Here is a 12,317-nt window from a genome sequence, read left to right as displayed (position 1 = left end):
GCAGAGTCGCTCAGTCGCTCAGCCGCTCAGCCGGTCGGCCGCTCAGCCGGTTCAGCCCGTCAGCCGTTACGGAGCGCCTCCGCCACCGCCCGTACCCCGTCCATCGCCCGCCGGTGCAGCCCGCCCCCGAAGGTGACCCGGGACGCGCCCGCCGTACCCAGTTCGCGCGGGGCCGGACCGCCCGGTACGGCGATGGCGTTGACCGGCAGTCCGATCCGGTCCGCCAGTTCCCGCAGGACCTGCGGCGGCGCGAGGATCGGATAGACGCAGTCGGCGCCCGCGGCGGCGTACCGCAGCCCGCGCCGCACCGCCTCCGCCACCTGCTCCGCCAGGTCCGTGTCGCCGCCCGCACCGCGCAGGAACACATCGGTACGGGCGTTGATCACCAGATCGCCCCCGGCCGCGGCCCGGATCTCCGCCAGCCGGTCCGCCTGCCGCCCGGTGTCCGTGAGCGTCCCGGTGCGGTGGTCGCTGTCCTCGATGTTGCAGCCCACCGCGCCGGTCGCGGCGATACGTTCCACCAGCTCCCGCGCGGGCAGCCCGTACCCGGCCTCCAGGTCCGCCGTCACCGGTACGTCCACGGCCCGTACGATCCGGGCGACCGCCGCGAACATCTCGTCCGGCGGCGTGCTGCCGTCCGCGTACCCGAGCGACGCCGCGATTCCGGCGCTCGGCGTGGCCAGGGCCGGGAAGCCGGCCGCCGCGAAGATCCGCGCGCTCTCCGCGTCCCATGGGCCGGGCAGGACGAGCGGATCGTCCGCCGCCCGGCCGTGGTGCAGGGCGCGCAGGGCCGCACCGCTCACGACAGGCTTCCGATGGGCTGGCGGATCGCGACGTTGATGCGGTTCCACATGTTGATGGTGGTGATCAGGGAGATCAGGTGGGCGAGTTCGCGCTCGTCGAAGTGCGCGGCGGCACGCTCGTACACCGCGTCCGGTACGAATCCGTCGGTGAGGACGGTGACGGCCTCGGTGAGGGCGAGGGCGGCCTGCTCCTTGGGGGTGTAGTGCCCGGTGGCCTCCTCCCAGGCGTTGAGGAGGTGGATGCGCTCCTCGGACACGCCGGCCTTCTGCGCGTCCTTGACGTGCATGTCGAGGCAGAACGCGCAGTGGTTGATCTGCGAGGCGCGGATCAGGACCAGCTCGGCCAGGACGTCGTCGCCCAGGCCCTTCTTCGCGGCGAGGTGCGCGTTCAGCAGGGGCTGGTAGATCCCCGGGGCGCGCTTGTAGAAATCGAGCCGGGCCGTGCCGGTGGTGGTCGTCATCATGCCTGCCCGGGGGTCATGCGGGTGGTCACGCCGAAGCGGTTCCACGCGTTGATGGTGGTGATCAGTGCGATGAGCTGGGCCAGTTCGGCCTCGTCGAAGTGCGCGGCGGCACGCTCGTACACCGCGTCCAGCACGAATCCGTCGGTGAGGACGGTGACGGCCTCGGTGAGGGCGAGGGCGGCCTGCTCCTTGGCGGTGTAGTGCCCGGCGGCCTCCTCCCAGGCGTTGAGGAGGTAGACGCGCTCCTCGGTCTCGCCCTCCTTGCGGGCCTCCTTGATGTGCATGTCGATGCAGAAGGCGCAGTGGTTGATCTGCGAGGCGCGGATCTTCACCAGGTGGACCAGCGCCGGGTCCAGGCCCTTCTTGGCCGCCGCGTCGAGGGCGACCATCGCCTTGTAGACCTCGGGCGCGTTCGGCGCGATGGCGATCCGTGGCCGGTGGTGACCGTGCTGTGTGTTCGTCGTCATGCCAGTGACGCTACGCCCCCATTGGCGCACCGGTATGGTCCATTCGTATGGACGATTCCTGGGCCACTTTCGGCCGTGACCTGCACCTGGACCTCGCCGGTCCCGGCGGGCTGCGGGCCTCTCTGATGCGGTCCCTGCGCGAAGCCGTCCGGACGGGCCGCCTGGCGCCCGGCACCCGGCTGCCCTCCTCCCGCACGTTCGCCGCCGACCTCGGCATCGCCCGCAACACCGTCGCCGACGCGTACGCCGAGCTGGTCGCCGAAGGCTGGCTCAGCGCCCGGCAGGGCTCCGGCACCCGCGTCGCCCGCCGCGCCGCACCGTCCCGCGCCGCACCGCCCGCCCGGCGCGCCGCCCCGCCCCGGCTGCCCGACCGCCCGCGCTACGACCTGCGGCCCGGCACCCCGGACGTCTCCGGCTTCCCCCGCGCCGCCTGGCTCGCCGCCGCCCGCCGCGCCCTCACCGCCGCCCCCAGCGAAGCGTTCGGCTACAGCCCCTCACTCGGCCGCCCGGAACTGCGCACCGTGCTCGCCGACTACCTGGCCCGCGCCCGCGGCGTACGGACCGACCCCGAACACGTCCTCGTCTGCACCGGATTCATGCAGGGCCTCGGCCTGCTCGCCCGCGTCCTGCGCGACACCGGCGTCCGCGGGATCGGCACCGAGTCGTACGGCCTCCGCTTCCATCGCGACGTGCTGACCCGCGCCGGCCTGCGCACCGCCCCGCTCCCGGTCGACGGGCACGGCGCCGACCCGGAGCGGCTGACGGACCTGCCCGGCGTACGGGCGGCGCTCCTCACCCCGGCGCACCAGTTCCCCACCGGCGTACCGCTGCACCCGGACCGCCGCACCGCCGTCATCGACTGGGCGCGCTCCAGCGGCGGCCTGGTGCTGGAGGACGACTACGACGGCGAGTTCAGGTACGACCGGCAGCCCGTGGGGGCCCTCCAGGGGCTGGACCCCGACCGCGTCGCCTACCTCGGCACCGCGAGCAAGAGCCTCGCCCCCGCGCTGCGGCTGGCCTGGATGGTGCTCCCCGACCACCTCGTCGACCCCGTGCTCGCCCTCAAGAGCACGGGGGAGTGGCAGACGGGCGCCCTGGAACAGCTGACCCTCGCCGAGTTCCTCGCGTCGGGCGCGTACGACCGGCACGTACGCGGCATGCGGCTGCGCTACCGGCGCCGCCGCGACCAGCTCGTCGCCGCGCTGGCCGAACAGGCGCCGCACATCCGGGTCAGCGGCATCGCGGCGGGCCTGCACGTCGTACTCGAACTGCCGCCCGGCACCGAGCAGTCCGTCGTCCAGGCCGCCCTCTGGCAGGGCCTCGCCCTGGAGGGCCTGGCCTCCTTCGCGCACCCCGCGCGCGCGGAAGCGGAGGGCGCGGCGCCGCGCGATGGGCTGGTCGTGACGTACGGCAGGCCGCCCGACCACGCCTTCGCAGGGGCTCTGGAAGCGCTGCTACGGGTCCTGCCGCCCGCGCCGTAGGCCGCTCGCGGCCGGTTCCCCGGGCGTCGCGTCGGCAGACTCCGCCGCACCCGACACCTCTGCCGCACCCGACACCTCCGCCGCACCTGACACCTCTGCCGCACCCGACACCTCCGCCGCACCTGACACCTCTGCCGCCCCCGGCACCTCTGCCGCCCCCGGCGTCTCCGGGGCCTCGCCGAAGCGCGCCAGCGCGAGCGCGCCCAGCACCGCCAGCGCGAATCCCGCGATACCCAGGGGAGCCAGACCGGCACGGGTACGGTCGCCGAGCCAGACGACGCCGACCAGCGCGGGCCCCAGCGTCTCGCCGATGACCATGCCCGCCGTGGCCGCCGTCACCGAGCCGCGCTGGAGGGCCGACGTCAGCAGCAGGAAGGCCGCGCCGCCGCCCACGAGCAGGGCGTACGTCGCGGGATTGGACACCAGCGCCCCTGGCGACAGGTCGGGGACCAGGCGGACGGCCACCTCCACGACCCCGAAGCCGAACCCGGCGCCGAGCCCCAGCGCCGCCGCCCGCGCCCGGCCGGGCAGCCGTCCGGCCAGCGCGCCCCAGCCCAGGACCGCCAGCGCGACGGCCAGCACGCCGAAGCGCAGGGCGGTCGAGCCCGTACCCTCGCCCTCCGCCCCCGAGGCGAGTCCGAGCAGGGCCAGCCCGCCGCAGACCACCGCCACGGCCGCCCACTCGGCGCGGCTGAGCCGCACGTGCAGCAGCGGTACGGCGACGACCGCGGTCACCGCGAGACTGGCGGCGAGGGCCGCGCCCACCGCGTAGATCGGCAGCGAGCGCAGCGCCACCAGTTCGAGGAGGAAGCCGCAGCCGTCCAGGGCGAGGCCGAGCAGATAGCGCCACTGGCCGAGGACGCGCAGCAGCAGTCTGGGGTCCACACCGGACCCCGAACCGGTCCCGGGCGCGGTGGCGCGGGCCGCCACCGCCTGAAGAACCGACGCGGTACCGAAGCAGACCGCCGAACCGAGCGCACAGATCATCCCAAGCAGCACACATCGACTGTAGGCCCGGTGCTCCGTGCGGGCCCGTTGCGGTGGCGCGGGCCGTGGCCTTTAGGCTGGCGTGGCTGAAAACTGTTGCCACGGATGTACGGGGGTAGGCAAGGGATGGCAGAGCACACGAAGGCCCGGCGGAGACTGCGGTCGAGCACGGTGATCCTGGGCGGCATGGGAGCGCTGGCGGCAGCGCTGACCTCCTGCGGCTCGGAGCCCGACAAGCGCTGCGTCGACCGGAACAGCTACGACGCGGTCAAGGGCTACCGCGTCATCGACTCCAAGTCCTGCAAGAGCGGGAGCGGTTCCAGCGGGTCGAGCGGTACGGGCAGTACGGGCGGCACGGGGTCGTCGTACGGCAAGAACAAGGGCACCGCCGGGCGCGGCCAGAAGGTCGACGGCCAGTGGTACTACGGCTCCGACACCAGCGGCCGGTACGCCGACTCCGGAACCTTCAGCCACAGCACGGCCGTCAACCGCGGCGGCTTCGGCTGCTCCGGCTCCAGCGGCGGGTGACGGCGGTGCCATGGACGACGAGAGGCGCCGGGGGGATGGCGAGGGGCGTCGGGCTGACGACGGGTGACTCCGGGCGAACGACAGGGATTTTCGGGGGGTGTTCCACGTGAAACGGCACACCACGCAGCCGCGTCCCGGCTGGCAGCAGACCGTCGAGGCGCAGGGCCTGATCTACCCGCTGACCCGCTACCCGGACGACTCGCTGCGCCCGTACTGGGACGAGAGCGCCTACTACTCCTTCTCGCTGCCCGAGGTCGAGGCACTGGAGGAGACCGTCGAGGAACTGCACACCATGTGCCTGGCCGCCGCCGCGCACATCGTCGAGCACCGGCGCTTCGCCGACCTCGGCATCGAGGACGGTCGGCTGGCGGACCTCGTCGCCGAGTCCTGGCACCGGCGCGCCGAACTTCCCAGCCTCTACGGCCGGTTCGACCTGCGCTACGACGGCACCGGGCCCGCCAAGATGCTGGAGTACAACGCGGACACGCCGACCTCGCTGGTCGAGGCGGCGGGCCCGCAGTGGTTCTGGATGGAGGAACGGTTCCCCGGCGCCGACCAGTGGAACTCGCTGCACGAACGGCTCGTCGACGCCTGGCGCAAACAGGCCGGACTGCTGCCGCCGGGCGCCCCCGTGCACTTCGCGCACTCGGCCGGCGACGAACTGGGCGAGGACCTCATGACCGTCGCCTACCTGGAGGAGACGGCACGCCAGGCCGGGCTGGAGACGGTGGCGATCCCCGTCGAGGACATCGGCTGGGACAGCCTCACGGGCCGCTTCGTCGACCAGCGGCTGCGCTTCATGCGGGCCTGCTTCAAGCTCTACCCGTGGGAGTGGCTGGCGACCGACGCGTTCGGTCCGCACGTCCTGGACACCCTCGACAACGGCGGCGGCACCGGCACCACCCTGTGGATCGAACCGGCCTGGAAGATGCTGCTCTCCAACAAGGCCCTCCTCGCGGTCCTCTGGGAGCTGTACCCGGGCCACCCGAACCTGCTGCCCGCCTACCTCGACGGGCCGCGCGAACTGGCTGACGGGCCCGGGTACGTGGCCAAGCCGCTGCTCGGCCGCGAGGGCGCCGGCGTCACCGTCCACCGGCCGGGCGCGGCACCCGACGTACGCGACGAGCCGTGCTGCTACCAGGAACTGGCCCCGCTGCCCGACTTCGGCGGCAACCGGGTGGTGCTCGGCGCGTGGGTCGTCGAGGACGAGGCGGCGGGGCTCGGCATCCGGGAGTCGGCGGGGCTGGTCACGGACGAGTACGCGCGCTTCCTGCCGCACGTGATTCTGTGAGGCGTGCGCCCTGCGACCTGCCTCGGTGATCCCGTGAGGCGTGCCCCCTACGGCCTGTAGGGGGCACGGCGGCCGGTCACCCGCCCAGCACCGCCCGCAGCTGGTCCAGCCCCCAGTCCAGGTCCTCCTTGGTGATGACCAGCGGGGGCGCCAGCCGGATCGTGCTGCCGTGGGTGTCCTTGACCAGCACACCGCGCGCCATCAGCCGCTCCGAGATCTCCCGGCCCGTACCCAGGGCCGGGTCGATGTCGATGCCGGCCCACAGCCCGCGCCCGCGCACCGCGTCCACCGCGCCGCCGCCCACCAGCAGGCCCAGCTCGTGGTGCAGGTGCTCGCCCAGCTCCGTGGCGCGCTGCTGGTACTCGCCGGTCCGCAGCATCGCGAGGACCTCCAGCGCCACCGCGCACGCGAGCGGGTTCCCGCCGAACGTCGAACCGTGCTCGCCCGGCCGCAGCAGGCCCAGCACCTCGCGCGAGGAGACCACCGCCGACACCGGCACGATGCCGCCGCCCAGCGCCTTGCCGAGCACGTACATGTCCGGCACGACGTCCTCGTGCTGACAGGCGAAGTCCCGGCCGGTGCGGCCCAGGCCCGACTGGATCTCGTCCGCGATGAACAGCACACCGCGCTCGCGGGTCAACCGCCGTACGCCCGGCAGATATCCGGGCGGCGGCATCAGCACGCCCGCCTCGCCCTGGACCGGTTCGATCAGCACCGCCACCGTGTCGTCGTCCACGGCGTCCTCCAGCGCCGCGAGATCGCCGTACGGCACGATCTCGAAGCCCGGCGTGTACGGGCCGTAGTCGGCGCGCGCCTCCGGGTCGGTGGAGAAGGAGACGATGGTGGTCGTCCGGCCGTGGAAGTTGTTGTCCGCCACGATGATCTTCGCTCGGCCGTCCGGGACGCCCTTGACCCGGTAGCCCCACTTGCGGGCGGTCTTGACCGCCGTCTCGACGGCCTCGGCCCCGGTGTTCATCGGCAGCACCATCTCCATGCCGCAGAACTCCGCGAGCTGCGTGCAGAAGTCGGCGAACCGGTCGTGGTGGAAGGCGCGCGAGGTGAGCGTCACCCGCTCCAGCTGCGCCTTGGCCGCCTCGATCAGACGGCGGTTGCCGTGGCCGAAGTTGAGCGCCGAGTACCCGGCGAGCATGTCCAGGTAGCGCTTGCCTTCCACATCCGTCATCCAGGGCCCCTCGGCGGAGGCCACGACGACGGGAAGCGGGTGGTAGTTGTGCGCGCTGTGGGCTTCGGCGACGGCGATGCTGCGTTCCGTGGACGTCGTGGGGGTCACCATTGACTCCGTTCGGTATGCGGGCGATCCCGGGCAAGAAAATCCCGTTGGGCGGACGGTATGCGAAGAAAGGTTGCTTCGGACACCCCCCGATAGACTGGCTCCGCGCACCGCGACTGGCGCACGGGGAAGCGACCCCGAGGGAGCGGCGCGCGGCTCTTCACCACCGGCCCACCGCGAGGTGCCGGTGGGTGGTGACGGCCACACCACGAGGTGCCGCCCGCCTGGGCACCCCGGGAGCACGACCGGTAAGCCCGCCGACCCGATCGCCCCGGAGGACCTCATGAGTCATCCCCTGCCCCACCCCGCCCTCGCCGCCGCCGACCCCGAACTGGCCGCCCTGGTCGGCGCCGAAGAGCGCCTCCAGGCCGAGACGCTGCGCCTGATCCCCTCCGAGAACTACGTCTCCACCGCGGTGCTCGAAGCCACCGGTACGGTCCTGCAGAACAAGTACAGCGAGGGGTACGCGGGCCGTCGCTACTACGAAGGCCAGCAGAACATCGATCTTGTCGAACGCCTGGCCGCCGACCGCGCCAAGGCCGTCTTCGGCGTCGAGCACGCCAACGTCCAGCCGTACTCCGGATCACCCGCCAACCTCGCCGTCTACCTGGCCTTCGCCGAGCCCGGCGACACCGTGATGGGCATGGCGCTCCCGATGGGCGGCCACCTCACGCACGGCTGGGGCGTCTCGGCCACCGGCAAGTGGTTCCGCGGCGTCCAGTACGGCGTACGGGCCGACACCGCCCGTATCGACTTCGACGAGGTGCGCGACCTCGCCCTCAAGGAGCGCCCGAAGCTGATCTTCTGCGGCGGTACGGCCGTGCCGCGCACCATCGACTTCGCCGCCTTCGCGGAGATCGCCCGCGAGGTGGACGCCGTCCTGGTCGCCGACATCGCGCACATCGCCGGACTGGTCGCGGGCGGCGCGCACCCCTCACCGGTGCCGCACGCCGACGTCATCTCCACCACCACCCACAAGACGCTGCGCGGCCCGCGCGGCGCCATGCTGATGTCCCGCGAGCAGTACGCGAAGCCCCTGGACAAAGCCGTCTTCCCCGGTCTCCAGGGCGGCCCGCACAACCACACCACCGCCGCCGTCGCGGTCGCCCTGCACGAGGCCGCGCAGCCGTCCTTCCGCGACTACGCGCACGCCGTCGTCGCCAACGCCGCGGCCCTCGCCGAACAACTGCTGGCCCGCGGCTTCGACCTGGTCTCCGGCGGCACGGACAACCACCTGATCCTGATGGACCTCACCCCCAAGGAGGTCCCCGGCAAGATCGCCGCGAAGGCCCTGGACCGGGCGGGCATCGTCGTCAACCACAACACCGTCCCGTACGACACCCGCAAGCCGTTCGACCCGTCCGGCATCCGCATCGGCACCCCGTCGCTGACCTCACGCGGCCTGGGCACCGCGCACATGCCGCAGGTCGCCGACTGGATCACCCGGGGCGTGACGGCCGCGGGCACGGGTGACGAGGCGGCGCTCGCCACGATCCGGTCCGAGGTGGCCGAGCTGATGGGCGCCTACCCGGCGCCGGGCCTGGTCTCCGACCCGTCCTGACCGGCCGCCGGCCGCGGCGGGTCCGCCGCGCCGAGGTCCCGGCCCAGCCGTACCGGAAGCTCCGTGACGCTGTTGCCCACGAAGGTGGGCAGCGGCGACAGGTCCGCCTCCGGTACGGCCAGGGCCAGGTCCGGGAAGCGGGCGAACAGCGCCCGCAGCGCCACACCGGCCTCCAGCCGGGCCAGCGGCGCGCCCGGACAGACGTGCGCCCCGTACCCGAAGGACAGATGCCGGACGGCGGGCCGCCGCGTCACGTCGAAGCGGTCCGCGTCCGGCCCGTACACCTCCGGATCGCGCCCGGCCGCCGCGTACGAGGCGAGCACCGGCGCACCCTTGGGGACGACCGTGCCGCCGACGTCCAGATCCCGGGTCGGATAGCGGAACGGGAAGTTGGCCACCGGGCTGTCGTGGCGCAGCGTCTCCTCGACCACGCCCGCCCAGTCCGCCCGCCCGGAGCGGACCAGGTCCAGCTGGTCGCGGTCCGCGCACAGGGCCCGTACGGCGTTGGTGATCAGGTCGAGCGTGGTCTGGTGCCCCGCGGCGATCATCAGCAGCAGGGTGCCGATCAGCTCCTTCTCGCTCAGCCGGGCATCCGCCTCGTCACATGCCGCGATGAGCGCGCTGGTCAGGTCGTCGCCCGGCTTCGCGCGGCGGGCCGCCACGACCTGCCCGAGGACCGCGACCAGCTCCCGGTTGGCCGTCAGCGCCGCCTCCGGGTCGATGTCGGTGTTCACGACCAGCCCGGACAGCTCGTGCAGCCGGTCCCGGAACTCCTCGTCCACGCCGATGAGTTCGGAGATCACCCGCATGGGCAGCGGGTAGGCGAAGGCCTGCCGGAGATCGACCGTCCCGCCGCCCTGCGCGGCCAGGGCGGGCAGGCCGTCGAGCAGCTCGGCGGTCAGCCGCTCCACCCGCGGCCGCAGCGCCGCCACCCGCCGGGGCGACAGGGCCTTGACGGCCGGCTCCCGCAGCCGCCGGTGGTCCGCGCCGTCGGCCGTGGTCATCCCGTCCACGGTCGCGAAGGTGGTGAGCGGCCAGCCGGGCGGGATACGGCCCTCGCGCAGCGCGGCGAAATGGCAGGCGCTCTTGGCCACTTCCGGGTGGGTGAGGAAGTCGCGCAGGGCGTGATGGCGGGTCACCGCGTGGCCGGGGACATCGCCGGGGAGCACCACCGGCACGGCGGGGCCGCGGGCCCGCAACTCCCGGGCGGCCTCGCGCTGACCGGCTCCGGTGGGGTCGAAGCGGTACGGCGGGGGCGGTGAGGGCGATGGGGACGATGAGGAGGGTGGGGTGGGCTGGGGCGGTGGGGACGTCGGGGACGATTTCATGGCTGATCCGGGTGCCGTACCGGACGAAGGGGCATCGGCTTCGGTCATGGACCCACGGTTCCAGCTCCGGTGTGCGGGGAACAGAGGGCGGACGCGCCCGGCGGCGGCCGTACGAGGCCCGGTCGGGCACCCCGTGCGCCCCTCCGGGCGCCGCCGCGCGCCCGGTCCGCCACCCCCGGTGCCCCCGTCGCTGCCCGGCCCCGCGCCGGTCCCGTCCGCGGACCTGAGAGAATGAGCCCATGGCTCTCGACCGCCCGTCCGTCGCCCACCACCGCCCTCAGGGGGATGGCTCCGCCATGCAGCGTTTGCCGCGTGTACTCTCCGGGATTCAGCCCACCGCCGGCTCCTTCCACCTCGGCAACTACCTCGGCGCCGTCCGCCAGTGGGTGGCCCTGCAGGAGTCCCACGACGCCTTCTACATGGTGGTGGACCTGCACGCGATCACCGTGCCGCAGGACCCGGTGGCGCTGCGCGCAAACACCCGCCTGGCCGCCGCGCAGCTGCTGGCCGCGGGCCTCGACCCGGAGCACTGCACCCTCTTCGTCCAGAGCCACGTCCCCGAGCACGCCCAGCTCGCCTGGGTCATGAACTGCCTGACCGGCTTCGGCGAGGCCAGCCGGATGACGCAGTTCAAGGACAAGTCCGCCAAGCAGGGCGCCGACCGCACCAGCGTCGGCCTGTTCACGTACCCGATCCTGCAGATCGCCGACATCCTGCTCTACCAGGCCCACCAGGTCCCGGTGGGCGAGGACCAGCGCCAGCACATCGAGCTGACCCGCGACCTCGCCGAGCGCTTCAACGGGCGCTACGGCGACACCTTCACCGTCCCGGCGCCGTACATCCTCAAGGAGACCGGCAAGGTCTACGACCTTCAGGACCCGACGGTCAAGATGAGCAAGTCGGCCTCGTCGGCCAAGGGCATCATCAACCTCCTGGACGAGCCCAAGTCCTCCGCCAAGAAGATCAAGAGCGCGGTCACGGACACCGACACGGTGATCCGCTACGACGCCGAGGCGAAGCCGGGCGTCTCCAACCTGCTGACGATCTACTCCACGCTCACCGGCGAGTCCGTCGCCGACCTGGAGAAGAAGTACGAGGGCAAGATGTACGGCGCCCTCAAGACCGACCTCGCCGAGATCATGGTCGACTTCGTCACACCCTTCCGGGACCGTACGCAGGAATATCTGGACGACCCCGAGACGCTGGACTCGATCCTGGCCAAGGGTGCCGAGAAGGCCCGCGCGGTCGCCGCCGAGACCCTGGCCTCGGCGTACGAGCGGATCGGGTTCCTGCCCGCCAAGCACTGACCGGCCGGACCGGGGCCCGGCGCGCCCCGGTCCGCCGCCGTACAGGGCCGTCGGGCCCGGGTACGACGGGACCAAGGACAGTCGCCGCGGGGACGGCCCACCCGGCACACTGGCATCCGGGGCCGACGACAGCTTCAGGAGGGAGAACGCAGTGGGGACCGTAACGCTCGGCGTTTCGATCGCGGTCCCGGAGCCGTACGGCAGCTTCCTCCAGGAGCAGCGCACGGGCTTCGGGGACCCTCACGCACACGGCATCCCCACGCACATCACCCTCCTGCCGCCCACGGAGGCCCGTGCGGAGGATCTGCCCGCCATCGAGGAGCACCTCGCCGAGGTCGCCGCGGGTTTCGGCCCCTTCCGGCTCCGGCTGGAGGGCACGGACACCTTCCGGCCCCTGTCCCCGGTGGTCTTCGTCAAGCTGGCCGAGGGCGAGGCGGAGTGCGCCGTGCTCCAGGAGCGGGTCCGTGCCGCGTCCGGGCCCTGCGCCCGTGAGCTGCAGTTCCCGTACCACCCGCATGTGACCGTCGCGCACGGGATCTCCGAAGAGGCCATGGACCAGGCGTTCGTGGCGCTGAAGGACTTCGAGGCCGCCTGGACGATCGGCGGGTTCGCGCTCTATGAGCAGGGGGAGGACGGCGTGTGGCGGCTGGAGCGGGAGTACCCGTTCGGGGCGCCCGCCTCCGGTGTGCCGCGGCAGGCGGATCTCTCCCGGCCGCCCACGCCGACCCGGTAGCGCTCCGGCCCGCCGGATGCCGGGGGCGGCTTGCGCGGTCCCGGTTGTCCTGGTTGTCCCGGCGGTCCCGGCGGTG

The 12,317-nt window shown here is 73.0% G+C and carries 11 protein-coding genes and 1 pseudogene; 6 read left to right on the top strand and 6 right to left on the bottom strand.

Annotated elements, in window-relative coordinates:
• Window positions 1–59: 59 nt before the first annotated feature.
• The 3 genes from A6A06_RS04605 to A6A06_RS04595 are packed head-to-tail and all read right to left on the bottom strand — an operon-like array spanning window position 60 to window position 1,734.
• Entirely contained in the window at window positions 60–803 is a 744-nt protein-coding gene (locus A6A06_RS04605) for an isocitrate lyase/PEP mutase family protein (RefSeq protein ID WP_073759037.1), read from the bottom strand.
• Window positions 800–1,264 carry a carboxymuconolactone decarboxylase family protein gene (locus A6A06_RS04600; protein WP_073759035.1) on the bottom strand — a complete coding sequence of 155 codons (465 nt, stop codon included), beginning with the start codon at window positions 1,262–1,264 and terminating at the stop codon, window positions 800–802. The genes A6A06_RS04605 and A6A06_RS04600 overlap by 4 nt, the downstream gene beginning before the upstream one ends.
• Window positions 1,264–1,734 carry a carboxymuconolactone decarboxylase family protein gene (locus A6A06_RS04595; protein WP_073759033.1) on the bottom strand — a complete coding sequence of 157 codons (471 nt, stop codon included), beginning with the start codon at window positions 1,732–1,734 and terminating at the stop codon, window positions 1,264–1,266. Before A6A06_RS04595 ends, A6A06_RS04600 begins: the two co-directional genes overlap by 1 nt.
• Window positions 1,735–1,781: 47 nt before the next feature.
• On the opposite strand from A6A06_RS04595, the gene pdxR reads away from it, so the two are divergent.
• Window positions 1,782–3,215 carry a MocR-like pyridoxine biosynthesis transcription factor PdxR gene (gene pdxR, locus A6A06_RS04590; protein WP_073759031.1) on the top strand — a complete coding sequence of 478 codons (1,434 nt, stop codon included), beginning with the start codon at window positions 1,782–1,784 and terminating at the stop codon, window positions 3,213–3,215.
• A 141-nt stretch (window positions 3,216–3,356) separates the two neighbouring features.
• Here pdxR and A6A06_RS04585 read toward each other — a convergent pair.
• Window positions 3,357–4,202: pseudogene (locus A6A06_RS04585) on the bottom strand (hypothetical protein); the annotation flags it as partial.
• Window positions 4,203–4,328: 126 nt separating this feature from the next.
• Between A6A06_RS04585 and A6A06_RS04580 the strand changes: the two are divergent.
• Both A6A06_RS04580 and A6A06_RS04575 read left to right on the top strand, forming a co-directional pair.
• Window positions 4,329–4,730 (top strand): hypothetical protein, encoded by a 402-nt coding sequence (locus tag A6A06_RS04580; RefSeq protein WP_073759029.1) that lies wholly within the window; start codon window positions 4,329–4,331, stop codon window positions 4,728–4,730.
• Between the two features lie 106 nt (window positions 4,731–4,836).
• Window positions 4,837–6,021: a glutathionylspermidine synthase family protein gene (locus A6A06_RS04575; RefSeq protein WP_073759806.1), complete on the top strand. Its 1,185-nt coding sequence runs from the start codon at window positions 4,837–4,839 to the stop codon at window positions 6,019–6,021.
• A gap of 76 nt (window positions 6,022–6,097) precedes the next feature.
• Here A6A06_RS04575 and rocD read toward each other — a convergent pair whose 3' ends face one another.
• Window positions 6,098–7,315, bottom strand: coding sequence for an ornithine--oxo-acid transaminase (gene rocD, locus A6A06_RS04570; protein ID WP_073759026.1), 1,218 nt, complete (start codon window positions 7,313–7,315; stop codon window positions 6,098–6,100).
• A 280-nt stretch (window positions 7,316–7,595) separates the two neighbouring features.
• Between rocD and glyA the strand changes: the two genes are divergently transcribed.
• On the top strand, window positions 7,596–8,873 hold the full coding sequence (gene glyA, locus A6A06_RS04565) for a serine hydroxymethyltransferase (RefSeq protein ID WP_073759024.1): 1,278 nt from the start codon (window positions 7,596–7,598) through the stop codon (window positions 8,871–8,873).
• Here glyA and A6A06_RS04560 read toward each other — a convergent pair.
• Window positions 8,837–10,249 carry a cytochrome P450 family protein gene (locus tag A6A06_RS04560; protein WP_242440556.1) on the bottom strand — a complete coding sequence of 471 codons (1,413 nt, stop codon included), beginning with the start codon at window positions 10,247–10,249 and terminating at the stop codon, window positions 8,837–8,839. The genes glyA and A6A06_RS04560 overlap by 37 nt on opposite strands.
• A 248-nt stretch (window positions 10,250–10,497) precedes the next feature.
• On the opposite strand from A6A06_RS04560, the gene trpS reads away from it, so the two are divergent.
• On the top strand, window positions 10,498–11,508 hold the full coding sequence (trpS, locus tag A6A06_RS04555; protein ID WP_073759803.1) for a tryptophan--tRNA ligase: 1,011 nt from the start codon (window positions 10,498–10,500) through the stop codon (window positions 11,506–11,508).
• Window positions 11,509–11,659: 151 nt separating this feature from the next.
• A complete protein-coding gene (locus tag A6A06_RS04550; protein ID WP_073759022.1) occupies window positions 11,660–12,241 on the top strand; it encodes a 2'-5' RNA ligase family protein in 582 nt (193 codons plus the stop codon).
• Window positions 12,242–12,317 lie beyond the last annotated feature (76 nt).

It is taken from the genome of Streptomyces sp. CB02923 (assembly GCF_001905005.1).
GTDB lineage: Bacteria > Actinomycetota > Actinomycetes > Streptomycetales > Streptomycetaceae > Streptomyces.
Note: the sequence above shows the minus strand (reverse complement) of the source record. Positions and strands in the feature narration are given on the sequence as shown.